The organism is Porphyrobacter sp. YT40 (assembly GCF_006542605.1).
Classification (GTDB): domain Bacteria; phylum Pseudomonadota; class Alphaproteobacteria; order Sphingomonadales; family Sphingomonadaceae; genus Erythrobacter.
In genome coordinates this window covers 1,757,269-1,772,736 of sequence record NZ_CP041222.1, presented here as the reverse complement: position 1 = coordinate 1,772,736, position 15,468 = coordinate 1,757,269, and the positions used below count along the sequence as shown (strand labels likewise).

Here is a 15,468-nt window from a genome sequence, read left to right as displayed (position 1 = left end):
CGATGCGCGGGCGCTATTCGCCGGGGGGCACCGTTTCGGCACGGCATTGGTCGAGCATAAGTTCGACACCATGCGGCACCACCGCAATCGCCGCCCCGCCCGCGTTCGGCACCGGTGACCATCCATCGCCTGCGCGCTCGGTCCAGGGCCAGGCGCATTGCCGCGCCTCGATCTTGATCCGTCCACCATAGGCGCGGCGAACTCGATCGGCGACCATCGCGAGCCATTCGGCGTGGCGCTCTGCAACGGCGGGGAAATTTTCGCCCTCGCCCAGCGGCATTTCGAGATGGATCGCGGCAAAGGCGGGGACCTGTGCGGGGCAATCCCGGCCGGTGCAATCGTCGCGTTCGGCAGCGCGCCTGTCCGCCGCTTTCAGCCACCCGGCGAGCAAGTCGATCTGGCGCGTCGGCACCACCAGCGCATCGCCGCGCTCCTCGTAGTCGAGCTGCGGCAGGCCCGCGATGCGCAGTCGCACTTCGAGCCGAGACCCTTCGCCCGGCGGTGGCCCGGTGTACACATCAAAGCTGCGGCGCTGGGTGGTGACGGTGAACCGGTCGAGCGGATTCGGGGTATCGGCGGCAGTCCGTGCGGATGAGGCTGGCCCTTCGTCCGGCACCGGCAGGAATATCTCCGCCACCTCCCGGTCGCGCCGTCCCGCACACACGGCGAGGCTATCGCGCGCCTGGCGCATTTCGCCCGCGTTCCACCCGAAATCGGCCATTCCGAATGCGACGTAGAGCCCGTCGCGCAACAGATACCCGTCGCACAGCGCGAGCCGACGGTCGTCGGGGTGCATATAGGGCGAGGTGATTTCGACGCGCAGATCGGAATGATCCTCAAGCGCCACGGAAATCGCCCGCTGTTCGGCCCAGAGCTTTTCGCGATAGGCGACGCGCTGGTCTGCCACCTCTTCCAGCGCATCGGACAGCGCGGCCAAAGCTTCATCGAGCCGCGCCGTGTCGTCGCGATATTCGGCGATGGTCCAGGTGTTGCGGACATAGGTCTCCGCGCGTGCCGACGTCGCAGCCTCGAGGGCCCGCCGCAAAGCGCTGCGCTGGCGGGAGGTGAGCGTCGGGATAGCGAGGCTGGACTGGCCCTGCGCAATCGCCTCTTCCGCCACCGCGATCGCTGCCGCGTGATCGCGAACCGCGAAGGCGGCCATGTCGGCCTCGGCCCGCGCCGCGCGCAGTGTATCGATCTGGCGGGCCACCGCCGCCTGCCCGATATCGAAATCCGCGATGGTTTCGCGGGTGGCGGCGCGTTCGGCACGCAGCAAGGCTTCGCTGGCAAGGCGTTCACCCTCCAGCCTGTCGAAGACCGCGCGAACCGGCTCGGAGAGCGTTTCATCGGGCTGGATCGCAGCGCTTGCTTCGACCTCGCTCTCCAGTGCCCTGAGCTGTCTGCGATAGGCGCCGCGCGCGGTCTCGTAAGCGATTTGCGCCGCATCGACCTGTTCGGGAAGAGCCCTGTCGAGGTCTAGCTCGATGATCTCGACCCGGTTGTTTCCGGACGCTGCCTCGCCGTCAATGGTCGCAATGCGCGGCTGGCTTTCCCCGGCACCGAGTACGTAGATTTCCGCGTCGGGCAGAATGGCGCGCAGTTCGGCCTTGATCCGTTCGGCGCGGCGCAGCGAGAGCGCGAAGCTTTCCGCCTCGCTTAGCACGCGATCGGTGTGGCCGACGACCAGTACCCGCTCGGTGTAGCAGTATCGCAGATCCAGCCCGCGCGCCCAATCGGTGAGCGGCATGTCGCTCGAACCCGTAAAATAGACGATCTCCGGCAAGCAGGACCCCGAAGCGAAGACCGGCGGCGGTGGTGGCGCGGGCGGGAGCTGCGCAGATGGCTCGGGTGATCCGAAACCGATTTCGCGGTCGTCGGGTGGCCGGCTGTCGAGTCGGCCTTCGTCATCGGAGGGATAGGCCCCGACCGGTGAACCATATCCGACCGGTTCGCCGTATCCGCCCGCAGGATCGCGCCCGCCCCAGCCATAGTCGGAATAGCCGCCGCCGAAGTCCGGTGGGCCGCTGCTTTCGGCGATGTCTTCTCCCGAGGATCCGGCCATGGCCTCCTCGCCCTCCGACCCTGCTTGCGCATCGTCGGGCGCGGAGCCGACCGGCTCCCCCATCTGCGCGGGAGGATCGCCATTGGCGTCCAGCGGCGCCGAAGACTCATCGCCGAGCGCGAGCATGACGCCGATCGCTCCTACCACCAGCGAAGCAATGCCCGTCAGCACCATGACCTGCTTGTCGTTTCTGGCGATCCACGCCCAGCCCCGCGCAAAAACCCCACGCGGATTGTCCGGCAAAACGGGCAGCGGCACCGGCACGGCGGGCGCGGGCAGGCTGAGCAACGGGCCGAGCTGATCGTTCGGCAGGCTCGAATAGATCACCGGGATCGCAAAGCTGAGCTTCATCCAAGAGTCGTTCCCGGAGGCAGTCAAGATCGCATGGCGGCCGAGCGCTGCGGCGACAGTCGGGCTGTTCAAGTCCCCTGTCAGCGCGTCGGTCTGCGCCAGTTCGCGGTAAAAGCGCGCCGCAAAGCGCCGGGCGACCTCATCGGGCACGTCGGTCCGCATCGCGACCACATAGGGCACCTGCGCGCGCACCAGCGTCCGTGCGAGGCCGGTGAAATATCGGACCAGCGTCGTCTTCCCCGTGCCGCAGGCGTTGAGCACCACCAGCGAGGGCAGCGAATTCCTGAGAGCCTCGCGCAGTTCTTCATCGAAGACGGGCTCGGGCAAGTCGGGATTGTAGTGATGCACTTCGATGAAGTGCCGCCCCTCGGCCTCGTCAAAGCCGCCGTGGCCGACGAAATGGATGATGTCCCAATGTTCGCCAAGTTGCGCGATCAGGCCGGGCTTCGACACATTGGCCATCACCGTCCACCGGATCAGTCCGTCCGCGGCAGGCGGAACCTCGATCTTGGTGTCGGGCGCCGTGGGCATCTGCTCCAGCTTGAGCCGGGTGACAGCCTCGATCTCGGCGAGGATATCGAGCTCCGGCCCGGATGCGGGATTGGCCGCCAGCAACAGCGCCCGCGCGACGCCTTCGATCCGCGGCTTGGGCGGCGAGCCGCTGCTCTGACCCTTGGCGAAATATCGCGACACGGGCGTGCCTGCGCTGGTGGCGAGGAAATGCACCGTGTCTTCTTCGGGCAGGCCGAGCAGCTCGAACGGCGCATCCGCGAGGTCGGGACATTCGGTGAGATCGAAGCGCAGCTCGACCCGCTCCCCGCTCTTGCGGTTGCCGATCAGAACCTGCAGGCGGCTGGACAACCAGTGTTCGAACAGTCTGGCGCCAATCGCCTGCATCTGGGCGACCGTATTGATCATGATCCCCGCAGGCGATGCGGTTTCCTCGCCCGAACGGCGATAGACGATCCCCGGCTCCCCCGCGCCTGTCGCCGCCTCGAGGTTCAGGTCGCTGACGAGATGCGGGATTTCGCATTCGCCCTTGAGGAAGTCATTTTCCTCGCCATTCTCCCGGACAAGCTGCCTGAAGCGACCCGGACCGTCCCCCGCGCCGAACCTGATCTCGAAGATTGTCCTCGCCACCGCCCCGCCCCCGGTCATATCGCGAAGGCGCGCTGGGTGTCGAAAGCCGGATCGCTGCCGCCGAAGCGGGAGAGCTGCGGGGTCTGGTCGGACCGGACGCGTTTCAGCACTTCGCGGTGCAGCGCCGAATGCGTGCCCGTGAAGGTGCCCCCGGCCCACACCTCCAGCAGTTTCTCGGTGAAGTGGCCGTTGGTGTCCCCGTCGTGGCTGAACTGGTGATCCATGCAGCCGCTGAGGTGCACCGCCGCCGCCGCCACCGGGAAGGCGAGCTCCTGACGGACGCTTTTCCACTCGCGCGCGAACAGGCCCTGCTCGGTTATGCGGTAGTGCTCCGCATTGCGTTCATAGGTGCGCCGGGCGATGCTCGAAGGCATGGCGCGGATGCGCGGCACCGCCGTCTCCACGTTTCGCGCCGCGGCCCTTTCGCCGCGGAACACCGTGCCGCTGTGGCAGGAATCCGAGATCATCACGATCCGCACCCCGGCGGCGAACCGGCCAAGGCAGGTGAATATCTCGTCGTCGATCAGCTGGCTGTCGAACAGGCACCAGGTCTCGTCCATCCGGTCGGCCTCGTCGCCGCTCCAGTCCTGAATCTGCCCGCCGTGGCCCGCATAGGTGAGCATCACGAAGTCGCCCGGCCGGGCATCGCTGGCGGCGCGCGCCAGCTGGCCCAGCACCGCTTCGCGGGTGGCCGCAGCCGTCAGCAGAAGTTTAGGGGTAAAGCCGTTGCTCTCGGCGATGGCGGCCATCGCGCGGGCATCGGCCTCGCACGCGACGAGCTGTCCGTCCCAGCCGCTGTAATGCGCCGGGTCGACGTGGTTGACGCCGATGTGGAGGGAATAGCCCCTAGCGCTCATCGTCGGAAACCCTCCCCGATCTCCCGGCTTTCCTGTGGATCAGACATCGATCACCAGCCCTCCCGGTGCGGTATCGGGAAATACGCAGGTATAGTCCCACTGCGCCTTCAGCGCCGGATCATCCCAAGGGGTCGTGCGATCGGTCGCGTAGTTGAAGTAGAGCGTCTTCGGGCCCGGCGTCCCGAAGCGCAGCAGCCGGGCGATGCATTCGGGATCGGGATGGCCGAAGCGCGACCCGTTGGTGGAGATCGCGAAGCGGCGGCAATCGAGCCGGGCGAGCAACGCCTCGGTGAGGTTGCCGCGGCTGCCGTGATGCGACAGCTTGAACAGGTCGATTGCCACCCGCGCATTCTCGCCCGCCGCCTTCGCCAGCCCTGCCTCGATCAGATCGGCATGGGCATCGGCGGCGAGCAGCACGCGCTTGCCCGCATATTCGGCGATCATCGCAATCGAGGAGCCATTGGCCTCGCTGCTGTCGTCTCCACCCGGCGCGCTGAGCGCCTCGACATCGAGCACGGCGGGCATCTCGCGCTTGCCCAGGGGAGCGAGCGCTGCCTCGGCGGGGGATGGCGACAGGCCGGTGCCGCCGTCGTCCTGCCCCTCGCGCCATTTCTCCCATTCGCGGCGCAGCGCCTCCAGCTTGCCGCGATCGGGCGAAATCAGCGTCAGGGTCAACCCGGCGAAGGTGAAGGGTTCGGGCCGCGCCTCGATCATCACCGGGCCGCGGTTGAAATCGGCATTGACCGGCCAGCCAAGCGCGTCGAGCAGCAGGCTGTACTGATCCGCGCCCTTGAAGCCGAGCGGGGCGAAACCATCGAGCGGGGTCAGCCGCGCAAGCTGATCGAAGCCATTGTACCACACGGCCTTGGGCGCCAGCGGCGAGCCCTTTTCCGCCATGGCGATCAGCCCGTCGAGGTGATCGGAATCGATATGGCTGAGCACCATCAGGTCGATCGCCTCGCCCCGCGCGGCGACAGCGTGGAGCGCCGCTTCGAGATGCCGCCAACTGGCCTTGCGCCCGCCGTCGATCAGCACGTGGCGCAGATGGTCCTCGGTCTCGCCATAGTCGAGCAGCAGGCAATCGCCCTCGTTGGCGGGAAGCATGGTGAGCCGCAGGATGCTCATGGTGCCATCACCCGCCCGCGCCCGAATTCGGTCTGATTGTAAGGCTGGGGTAGGCCGTCCACGACCGCAGCGGCATAGAGCCGCTCGCGCACCTCGCGGGCGCTGACCCGCGGATTGACGCTGCGCATCTGCTCCCACCACAGCGCCGCGACGCCCGCGACATGGGGGCAGGCCATGCTGGTGCCGCTCATGGTGGTGAGACCGGTGGTGCCCGCCTTGGCCGAGAGGATCCCCACCCCCGGCGCGCACAGATCGACATTGATGTTCGAAAAGGGCGCGAGGGTGTATCCCGCCCCGCCCTGCGCCAGCGCGCCAATCGCCTCGACCCCTTCGGCCGAACTCGGCAGTCCGGCGGAGATCGCTGCGGGCTGGCTGTCCGTATGGCGGGATTCGTTGCCCGATGCCGCCACCACCAGCGCGTCGCGCCCGAACGGGGCCTGCGCCTCGAGAAAGTCAATCAGCGCATCGAAGGCACGCAGGTTCTGGGCGAAGGCAACCAGCGCCTCGGACGCCGCAGCGTCGGGCGCAAAGTCGTAATCCTCGATCAGCCGCCTGACCATGCCGGGGTAGTCGAAGCCCAGCGACATGGAGATCACCTGCGCCTGTTCCTGCGCCGCCCAGTTGATCGCATCGAACAGCCATTTGGTATCGCTCGGGCCGCTGTCGGCGAGCACCTTGGCGATCAGCGCTTTCTCGATCCCGCGGGCAAGGCCGATGCGGCGCCCGCTGACGTCCTGTCCGAAGACCGTGCCCGCGCAATGCGTGCCGTGGCCGTCGATATCGTGGCCCGAGCCGGTCGGACTGGTGAAGTCCCGAACCTCGATCCGGTTCGTGATCGCGGCAAAGGCGGGATGTGCGAGATCGATCCCGGTGTCGAGCACCGCCACCCTCACCCCCGCTCCGGTCAGCGTAGAGACATCCGCCCCGGTCGCCACAATTCCCCAGCTGTCGCCTGCCAGCGGCGCCGCGCTGGCGGGGTCTCCCTCGCTGGCCGGGCGGATCAGCTTCATCGGCATGCTTTCGAGCACCAGACGCGGCCGATCGGGCGGGGCCGACTGGCGCGCTTCGGCAGCCTGCGCTTCGCTGAGCGAATGTTCCTGAATGTCGAGCTTCACCGGCTGCGCCGCGCCTGCCGTGGGGACTGCCGCCGCCTCCACGCCGAACCGCTTGAAGGCTGGCGGAGGTGGCATGCTGCGCGCAGTGGGCCGAGGCGGTGGCGGCGGAGCGCTTTCGGGCATGTCGCCCATCGCCTCGATGATGATGTAGCGCCGATCGTGTCTGCCCATGCGTCCCTGCTCCTCTGCTTGCGGGAGAGATCGCCGCAGCGACCCCGCGCCCCGCGTCGTCTACTCCCGTGCCGATCCGCGCCCGATCATGCCCTGAAGCGCCAATAGCGCGCCTGTTCGGGCGTTGTCGCCGCCATCAGCCGGAACCGTTGGTCAGGCGGCGACCCGTCCTTCAGCAATTCGTGCATATCGCCCAGCACCTCGTCGCTGCTGCCGACATAGCCGTGGCCGAGCAGCGTCAGATCGACCTTCTCGACGCTGATCGTGTCGATGTCCGCAATCACCGGCACCGGCGGGGTGAACCCGATCCGGTCCGCGCCGTTGACCAGCCGGGAGGCCCGCACCGCAAGATCGGCGGGCGAGACATAAAGTGTCGTACGCTCGGCCAGTGTCTCGTAGGCAGAAGCCAGCTGGCGGAAGGTCTGCGCATCGACATCGGGCGCGGCGAGGATGATCTGCCCGAAGCGCTTGTCCGTCCGCGCGGCGGCCTCTCGCACAATGGCGTTCATGGCCCCCAGCAGCCCGCGATTGCCCATCGAATGGGCGATCACATGCACCCGCCGCGCGCCTGATTTTTCCGCGACATCGACCAGATATTGCGCGATCGCGCCCTCGCTCGCCTCGATCGTCGTGCCGTCCATCAGATAGCCCAGCAGCCGCCCGCGCGAGGGCCAGCTGAAAAAGCTCATCGCGCCGGTGAAGCCGAGGTCGGCGCCGATCTGCGCGGTCTGGAGCGCGGCTTCGCGGAACGAGACGTTGTAGCCGTGGATGAACACCAGCGCATCGTCCGCACCCTCGCCGCCGATCCGCTCGCGCATCCATGCCCACAGATCCTCGGCCCCGGCGACCTCGGGACGGTCGTAATGCAGCCGGTCGTCGCCCGTGAAGATCCGGCGCCACCAGGGCGAACCGGTGGTGCCGATCCGGCGGTTTTCGGGGATCACCACATCGCAGAAGCCATAATGCACTACCTCGCCGCGCTCTCCGGTGAAGTCGGTGACCTTGTCCCCCTTCAGCGCGGGCACGCGTGTGGTGGCAAACCCGACGCGGTAGATGTTCTTTTCTTCCTGCGCCTTGGGCGATGGCCTGACCGGATCGACGCCCGAAGCCGCAGCGGCTCGCACCAGTGCGGTCAGCGCCGCCTGAAATTCAGCCACCATCGCGTGCGCTGCGGCAGTTTCGTCCGGAGTGAGGCTGCCGGGAGAGACATCCTCCAGCACTTCGGCGATCTGCGCCTCGGCGCGGGCGATAATCTCGCGCAGCGGGCCAAGCCCGGTCTGCGCCGCCCGCGCGGGATCCTCGAGCCCGATCGCGAGCGCGGCGGGATCCTCGACCTCGACCCCGGTGCGCGCGGTGATCGGTGCAGCCAGCCGTTCGCGCGCCTGCGCCGCATCGCCGAGCAACACCGCGAGATCGTCCCACGCGACATGCTGAGCCGCGATGCGATAGATCTGCGCCGCGCGCAGCAGGGCCGTGACGAGCGCACGCTGTTCGAACGCGCTGCCTTGTGCCGCTGCCATGTCTTCCATGACCCGTTCCCCCTTTTACCGGTTCCCGCGCATGCAGCCGATACCGCACGCGTGCACATCAGCCCCGACCGCCGAACCCGGCGATACAGAGCAGCAGACCCATTGTTTTTTCGGATAGGGGCGCAGGATAAGGCCGCGCGCTCTTCAAGACAAGGACAATTCCCGCGTTTGTATGAGCCGCCGGTGTGATGGCTGCCCCTGATCCTCAAGGCCTCTCCCGACGCGAAATCTGTCCGCGCCGTGTCCGAGCATGGGCTCGTCTTGATCGCGTTACATCGGCGCACAGCATCCTTGCGCGCTGCACTATAATGATTGCGCTACCTTGAGTCGGAACCGCTTGAAAGTTTTCCACGCTCACCGTTAGCTCCGTGGGATGATATCGCCTAACGTGATGCAATTTCACTGAGTTTCGAGTAATCCCGATGCCAACCGAAGCTCATTGACTTCTGCATAGAGCTGAATATAACACAACGGATGGTAGCGCTATCATTCATGCCGACACGGCATGGCGCGCTACCTCGAGAGTGGCAAAATGCCACCATGGGAGGGAGATCAGTCATGAAGGCCTTGGCCAATAGTCGTGCCCGTCGTCTGTCCGCATCGCGCGGCAGCCAGTTTGCATTGTCGGCAAGCGTTTCCGCGCTCGCGCTCGGCCTCGCCGCTCCGGCGGCAGCGCAGGATGCCTCCGACCAGCCTGAGGCCGGCGAGCCGGAAGCACAGGAAATCATCGTCACCGGCGTGCGCGCCAGTCTCGAACGCGCGATGGACATCAAGCGCCAAGCCTTCGGCGTGGTCGATGCGATTTCGGCCGAGGACATCGGCGAATTCCCCGACACCAACCTTGCCGAATCCCTCCAGCGCATTCCGGGCGTCTCGATCAGCCGCATCAACGGCGAAGGCTCGCAGGTAACCGTCCGCGGCTTCGGCCCGCAGTTCAACCTCGTCACCGTCAACGGCCGCCAGATCGCCACCACCTTCGTCAACGCCGTCGGCGGCGACCAGGATGTCGACTTCAGCCGCGCGACCGGGCGCTCGTTCGACTTCAACAATCTCGCGTCGGAAGGCGTGCAGCGGCTCGAGGTCTACAAGACCGGTCGCGCTGCGATCCCTTCGGGCGGCATCGGTGCGGCGATCAACGTCGTCACGGCCCGCCCGCTGGAGATGAAGGGTGTGGGCCTGCGCGGCAGCATCGGCGCCAAGGCGCTCTATGATCTGAGCAATTCGGACTTCACGGTGAACCCGGAATTCTCCGGCGTTCTCACCTGGACCGACCCGAGCGACACCTTCGGCATTTCGCTGTTCGGCGCCTATCAGGAACGCACCAGCGAAGCGGTGAGCGCCACGTCGAACGCTTGGAACGTCGCGCCCTTCTCGCAATTCCCGGGCCGCGGCGCCGCCACCGTCGTGACCGGCGCGCCGAGCGATCCCGACACGCTGGTCGCGGTGCCCAATGACAGCCGCTATCACTTCTCCGAGTTCGAGCGCGAGCGCCTCAACCTCGCCGGGACGCTGCAATATCAGCCGGTCGAGACGCTGACTTTCACCGCCGATGCGATGTATGTCACCAACAAGCAGAGCGAGCAGCGCACCGACCAGACCAACTGGTTCAACCGCCCGTTCGACACGATCACCTTTGATCCCAACGATGCCGTGCCGACTTCGGTGTTCATCTCCGAAGGCGCAGGTTACGCGACCAAGGATCTTGGCTTCGAGCAACAATACCGCGCCACCAAGACCGAGTTGCAATCCTACGGCCTCAACGCCGAATGGGAGATCGGTTCGGGCCTGACCCTGCGGCTTGACGGGAACCACTCGCTGTCCACCTCGGACCCGGATTCCGCCAATGGCGCAAGCTCGACGCTGTTCAGCATGGGCGCGCCGGTGGTCGATGCACACTCGGTCGACTTCTCGGGTGCGGTGCCGATCCAGCGCTATATCGTCAACGACAGCGGCCTCGGCACCGACGGGATCCGCGGCACGGCGGATGACCGCGGCAACAACAACGGCGTGCTCGACATCGGCGACCTCGGCTCGCAGATTCAGCGCACCAACGCCTCGCGCCAGCGCCACCGGGTCGACCAGTTCAGCGCCGATCTCGGGTGGGAGTTCGACGAAGGCAGCCGCTTCGATATCGGCGCGCGCTATATCGACTCGAGCATGACCAGCGCTCGCACCCAGACCCAGCAGACGCTGGGCGACTGGGGGATCAACAATGTCGGCGACATTCAGGCGCTGGCGGGCGACGCGATCCAGCAGTTCTGTTTGGCCTGCAAGTTCGACCGTTACGACGTGGGCGACGCCCAGATCGCCTTCCGCGGCAACGCGGTGGAGCTGTTCCAGATTTTCGAGCCGTTCTACGCCGATCGCGGCAACCCCAACAACGTCACCGGCAACGAATTCGACCGCGTGGGCGAAAAGATCTGGTCGGCCTATGCCCAGTTCAACTGGAACGGCCAGATCGCCGACCGCCCTGCCAATCTGGTCGCCGGCGTGCGCTGGGAAAACACCAAGACGACCGCCTTCTCGCTGGTCGATCAGCCGCTCAGGATCGAGTGGGATTCGGACAACGACTTCACCCGCGTGGTCAGCGGCAACATCGCCGAAATCACCCGCACGGGCGAATATAACGAGCTGCTCCCCTCGGTCGACTTCCGGATCGAACCGGTCGACGATGTCGTGGCGCGCGTCTCCTATTCGAAGACGTTGGCCCGCCCCGATTTCGGCAACCTGTTCGCCTCGCAATCGGCCAATGGCCCGGATCGCCCGACGCTGCTCGGCGGGATCGCGGCGGGCACGCAGGGCAACCCCGATCTCGATCCGCTGGTCTCGGACAACTTCGACATCAGCCTCGAATGGTACTTCGCCCCGGCGAGCTTCATTTCGGGGGCATTCTTCTACAAGAAGGTGTCGAACTTCGTGGGCACCGGGCAGGTCGAACAGAACCTCTTCGGTCTGCGCGATCCCACCACCGGCGCACCGGGCACCCGCTCGGGCGCGGCGGCGGCGGAAATCGCCAACCTCGGCGCGGTGCTGAGCGATGTGAGCCTGTTCACCTTCACCGCTCTGATCGACGCCAACAACGGCGATGTCGCCGCGGCGCGCCAGCAATTCCAGGCGAACCTCGGTGCCAACGGACAGCTGGATCAGGCCTTCGTCGACACGATCCTCGCGCAGCGGGACGTGATCGCCAACGATACCGACCCGCTGTTCGTGTTCGACGTGGCAACGCCGATCAACAACCGCGAAGGCAACATCCACGGCTTCGAATTGCAGGGTCAGTACTTCTTCGGTGACACCGGCTTCGGGGTCTCGGGCTCGCTCACCAAGGTTTACGGCGATGTCGACGTGAACGTGTTGTCGGATCCGAACACCGATGTTTTTGCGCTGATCGGTCTGTCGGACAGCTACAACATCACCGGCATCTACGATCGCGACGGGATCTCGGCGCGCGTGGCCTATAACTGGCGCGGCAAGTTCCTGGGCGGAACCAACCGCGGCGGGGCGCGCAACCCGGTGTTCTTCGATGACTTCGGCACGCTTGATGCCAGCGTCAACTGGGATCTCAGCGACAGCCTCGCCCTCAGCCTCGAAGCGGTGAACATCCTCAGCGAACCGATCCGCTCCTTCGGGCGCGACGAGAAGCAGCTGTTCTTCGCGCAGGAACTGAAGCCGCGCCTGTTTGCCGGGGTGCGCTACCGGTTCTGACCGGGCGCGCGCATCGCAGGCGCAGGAAATCGGGGGAGGGGGCACGCGTTGGGGCGGGCCCCCTCCCCTTCCTGCGTTGAGATCACGGCGCATATGCGGCACTGTGCTGCAGGGCCAACGAGCCGGGCGGGATGGCAATGAGCAAGGTACTCCTCAACAATGTCGATCATCACGATCTGCGCCTGATCGCGCGCGGCGGTCGCGCGTTTGGCGATGCGGTCAATCAGGTGCTGGTCTATCCGACCGAGTTCGAGGCGGCTGCGCGCGAATTCCCGATCCTGCTGCGTCCCGATGCCGAAGGCCGGCTGCGCCCGGTGGCGGTGCTGGGGCTGGAGCGGGACGATAACCTTTTCCTCGGCCCCGACGGCAGCTGGCAGAGCGCCTATGTGCCCGCCGTGCTCGACGCTCGCCCCTTTGCCATCGCCGCGACCGAAGACGGGGCGGATCTGCAAATCCTCGTCGACCCCGATCACCCTCGCCTTTCGCGCGAGCAGGGCGCGCCGCTGTTCCGCGAACATGGCGGCCATGCCCCGGCGCTGGAAGCGATGCTGGGCACGCTGCGCGCCATCTATGTCGGCAACACCCTGCTCGATCCGATGGTGGAGGCGCTGACGGCGGCGGGCTTGCTGCGGCCTTTCGACATCCAGCTGCGCGCCGGGCCCGACCGCGCCTATGCGATCTCCGATGCGCAGACCATCGACCGGGAACGGCTGGCAGCGCTCGACGGCCCGGCGCTGGAGGCGCTGCACCGCGCGGGCTTCCTCCATTCCGCCTTCATGCTCGCGGCCTCGCTCGGCAACATGCAGAGGCTGGTCGATCGCGTGGCGGCACGGCTGGCTGGCGCGGAGGGTGCTGCGGCATGAGCGACTGGGGCCGCCCTGCCCGCCGCCTATCGGGGGTCGACCCGGCCGCGATCCCATTCGACGATCTCTTCGCCGCGCAGGCGCCCGTGGTTCTGGAGGGCGCGGCGACGCATTGGCCGCTCGTGCAGGCCGGGCTCAAGAGCGCATCCGCTGCCGCCGATTACCTTCGCGGCTTCGCGGGCGCAGCGCCCGTCACGGTCTATACCGGCCCGCCGGACATCGCGGGGCGGTTCCACTACGACAGCGAGGTTGCCGGGTTCAATTTTTCCAGCGCGCGCGCGCCGCTCGGCGAAGTGCTGGACGCGCTGCTGGCGGCGGCGGACGACCCCGAAGCGGCGGCGATCTATGTCGGATCGACCGATATCGACCACTTCCTTCCGGGCCTGCGCGCCGAGAACGACCTGGCGCTCACCCACGCCGATTTCACTCACAAGCCGCCGCTCGCCAGCATCTGGATCGGCAACCGCACGACCGCGGCGGCGCATTACGACATCTCGCACAATCTCGCCTGCTGCCTTGCGGGCGCGCGCCGGTTCACGCTGTTTCCGCCCGATCAGATCGCCAACCTCTATCCCGGCCCGCTCGAGCCCACGCCCGGCGGGCAGGTGGTGACGATGGTCGATCTGGCCGCGCCCGATCTTGTCCGCTTCCCCCGCTTCGCCGCTGCGATGGAGGCCGCCATCATTGCCGACCTCGCGCCGGGCGATGTGCTCTATTACCCCGCGATGTGGTGGCATCAGGTCGACGCGCTGGCGCCGTTCAATATCCTCGCGAACTACTGGTGGAACCCGGTGCCGGCCTATGTCGACACGCCGCAGACCACCCTGCTCCACGCGCTGCTGAGCTTGCGCGACCGGCCCGCAGGCGAGCGCGCGGCGTGGCGGGCGGTGTTCAATTATTATGTCTTCGGGGAGGATGCCCCCGAGGCAGGCGCGCACCTGCCCGATCACGCACGCGGCCCCCTCGCCCCGCTCGACCCGCTGGCTGCACGGCGGTTGCGGGCGCAGGTGCTCGGGCGGCTCAACCGATAGGGAGTGATGCAGATGGGACAGGGCAAGCCGGTGAGGAAGGTTGTGATCGCAGGCGGCGGCACGGCGGGCTGGACTGTCGCGGCGGCGCTGGTCAAGAATCTCGGCCCGCTGATCGACATCGTGCTGGTCGAATCCGACGCGATCGGCACGGTCGGCGTGGGCGAAAGCACGATCCCGACCGCCCGCCGCTTCCACGAATTGCTCGGGATTGATGAAACCGCGTTCCTGCGCGCCACAGGGGCGAGTTTCAAGCTGGGCATTTCCTTCGAAAACTGGACGCGGGAGGGCGAGAGCTATTTCCACTCCTTCGGGATCATGGGCCGCTCCACCTGGATGGCGGATTTCCAGCACATGTGGCTGGAAGCCAGAGCGCTCGGCGTGGCCGGGCCGCTCGGCGATTACAGCCTCGAGACGCAGGCCGCGCTGGCGGGCAAGTTCCGCACCGGCGGGAATGTGCCGCTCAATTACGCCTATCACCTCGATGCGACCGCCTACGGCCTCTTCCTGCGCGAATTCGCCGAGAAACTGGGCGTCACCCGCCACGAAGGTCGCATCCGGGACGTGCGGCGCGATGGCGAAAGCGGTGACATCGCCGCGCTGGCGCTGGACGACGGCTCGCTGATCGAAGGCGATCTGTTCATCGACTGCACCGGCTTTCGCGGCCTGCTGATCGAAGAGACGCTGGAGACGGGGTTCGAGGACTGGACGCACTGGCTCTCCACCGACCGCGCGCTGGCGGTGCAGACCGCCGCCGCCGGACCGGCGCGGCCCTACACCCGCGCCATCGCGCATGATGCGGGTTGGCAATGGCAGATCCCGCTCCAGCACCGGGTCGGCAACGGCCTGGTCTATGCAAGCGCACACCTGTCCGACGATGCCGCGCTCGATCGGCTGAAGGGGCGGCTCGAGGGCGAGATGCTGACCGAGCCACGCGTGATACGGTTCCGCACCGGCGCGCGGGCCAAGGCCTGGAACCGCAACTGCATCGCCATCGGCCTTTCCTCAGGGTTTGTGGAGCCGCTGGAATCGACCAGCATCCACCTCATCATGATCGCCGTGACGCGGCTGATGCAGCTCTTCCCCTTCGGCGGCGTGACCGAGGCGCTGGCCGATCGCTTCAATGCGCTCTCCCGCACCGAACTGGAGGGGATCCGCGACTTCATCATCCTGCATTACCACCTCAACGCGCGCGAGGGGGAGCCCTTCTGGGACGCTTGCCGGACGCTCGAAATCCCCGAAAGCCTCGCCAGCCGGATCGCGCTGTTCCGCGAAAGCGCCACGGCCTTTCAGGCTAGCGACGAGCTGTTCCGCATCGATTCCTGGGTGCAGGTGATGCTCGGGCAAGGGCTTTACCCCCAGGCGCATCACCGGCTGGGCAGCATGATCGGACGCGAACGGCTGGATCGGTCGTTGTCGGATATGGCCCGGAGCATGAAACAGGCTGTGGTGGGCCTGCCAAGCCATCAGGACTTCCTTGATCACCTCTCGGCACCGGTTCCGGCCTAGACAAAGCAATTCT

Annotated in this window: 9 protein-coding genes; 4 read left to right on the top strand and 5 right to left on the bottom strand. The window is 66.8% G+C overall.

Features of this window, described 5'->3' with window-relative positions; all coding sequences use genetic code 11:
• Positions 1 to 13: 13 nt before the first annotated feature.
• The 5 genes from E2E27_RS08205 to E2E27_RS08185 all read right to left on the bottom strand — a co-directional run bounded on the left by E2E27_RS08205 (position 14) and on the right by E2E27_RS08185 (position 8,350).
• Entirely contained in the window at positions 14 to 3,571 is a 3,558-nt protein-coding gene (locus tag E2E27_RS08205) for a CHAT domain-containing protein (RefSeq protein WP_141458485.1), read from the bottom strand.
• Positions 3,568 to 4,410 carry a caspase family protein gene (locus E2E27_RS08200; RefSeq protein ID WP_141458484.1) on the bottom strand — a complete coding sequence of 281 codons (843 nt, stop codon included), beginning with the start codon at positions 4,408 to 4,410 and terminating at the stop codon, positions 3,568 to 3,570. Before E2E27_RS08200 ends, E2E27_RS08205 begins: the two co-directional genes overlap by 4 nt.
• Positions 4,411 to 4,449: 39 nt before the next feature.
• The gene (locus E2E27_RS08195) at positions 4,450 to 5,535 is read right to left on the bottom strand and encodes a ComEC/Rec2 family competence protein (RefSeq protein ID WP_141458483.1); all 1,086 of its coding nucleotides are present in this window, start codon (positions 5,533 to 5,535) and stop codon (positions 4,450 to 4,452) included.
• Positions 5,532 to 6,821, bottom strand: coding sequence for a S8 family peptidase (locus E2E27_RS08190; RefSeq protein WP_141458482.1), 1,290 nt, complete (start codon positions 6,819 to 6,821; stop codon positions 5,532 to 5,534). Before E2E27_RS08190 ends, E2E27_RS08195 begins: the two co-directional genes overlap by 4 nt.
• 86 nt (positions 6,822 to 6,907) lie before the next feature.
• Positions 6,908 to 8,350 (bottom strand): alpha/beta hydrolase, encoded by a 1,443-nt coding sequence (locus E2E27_RS08185; RefSeq protein WP_141458481.1) that lies wholly within the window; start codon positions 8,348 to 8,350, stop codon positions 6,908 to 6,910.
• 558 nt (positions 8,351 to 8,908) lie between these two features.
• Between E2E27_RS08185 and E2E27_RS08180 the strand changes: the two genes are divergently transcribed.
• From E2E27_RS08180 to E2E27_RS08165, 4 genes are all read left to right on the top strand, one after another.
• Entirely contained in the window at positions 8,909 to 12,055 is a 3,147-nt protein-coding gene (locus E2E27_RS08180; RefSeq protein WP_141458480.1) for a TonB-dependent receptor, read from the top strand.
• Positions 12,056 to 12,192: 137 nt separating this feature from the next.
• The gene (locus E2E27_RS08175) at positions 12,193 to 12,918 is read left to right on the top strand and encodes a SapC family protein (RefSeq protein WP_181443627.1); all 726 of its coding nucleotides are present in this window, start codon (positions 12,193 to 12,195) and stop codon (positions 12,916 to 12,918) included.
• Positions 12,915 to 13,949: a cupin-like domain-containing protein gene (locus tag E2E27_RS08170; RefSeq protein WP_141458478.1), complete on the top strand. Its 1,035-nt coding sequence runs from the start codon at positions 12,915 to 12,917 to the stop codon at positions 13,947 to 13,949. The genes E2E27_RS08175 and E2E27_RS08170 overlap by 4 nt, the downstream gene beginning before the upstream one ends.
• Positions 13,950 to 13,961: 12 nt before the next feature.
• The gene (locus E2E27_RS08165; protein ID WP_141458477.1) at positions 13,962 to 15,455 is read left to right on the top strand and encodes a tryptophan halogenase family protein; all 1,494 of its coding nucleotides are present in this window, start codon (positions 13,962 to 13,964) and stop codon (positions 15,453 to 15,455) included.
• Positions 15,456 to 15,468: the final 13 nt, after the last annotated feature.

Bases quoted from the DNA above. Each gene is read 5' to 3' on its own strand.
- E2E27_RS08185 (WP_141458481.1), bottom strand. From the start codon at position 8,350: ATGGAAGACATGGCAGCGGCACAAGGCAGCGCGTTCGAACAGCGTGCG.
- E2E27_RS08180 (WP_141458480.1), top strand. From the start codon at position 8,909: ATGAAGGCCTTGGCCAATAGTCGTGCCCGTCGTCTGTCCGCATCGCGC.
- E2E27_RS08175 (WP_181443627.1), top strand. From the start codon at position 12,193: ATGAGCAAGGTACTCCTCAACAATGTCGATCATCACGATCTGCGCCTG.
- E2E27_RS08195 (WP_141458483.1), bottom strand. From the start codon at position 5,535: ATGAGCATCCTGCGGCTCACCATGCTTCCCGCCAACGAGGGCGATTGC.
- E2E27_RS08205 (WP_141458485.1), bottom strand. From the start codon at position 3,571: ATGACCGGGGGCGGGGCGGTGGCGAGGACAATCTTCGAGATCAGGTTC.
- E2E27_RS08165 (WP_141458477.1), top strand. From the start codon at position 13,962: ATGGGACAGGGCAAGCCGGTGAGGAAGGTTGTGATCGCAGGCGGCGGC.
- E2E27_RS08200 (WP_141458484.1), bottom strand. From the start codon at position 4,410: ATGAGCGCTAGGGGCTATTCCCTCCACATCGGCGTCAACCACGTCGAC.
- E2E27_RS08170 (WP_141458478.1), top strand. From the start codon at position 12,915: ATGAGCGACTGGGGCCGCCCTGCCCGCCGCCTATCGGGGGTCGACCCG.
- E2E27_RS08190 (WP_141458482.1), bottom strand. From the start codon at position 6,821: ATGGGCAGACACGATCGGCGCTACATCATCATCGAGGCGATGGGCGAC.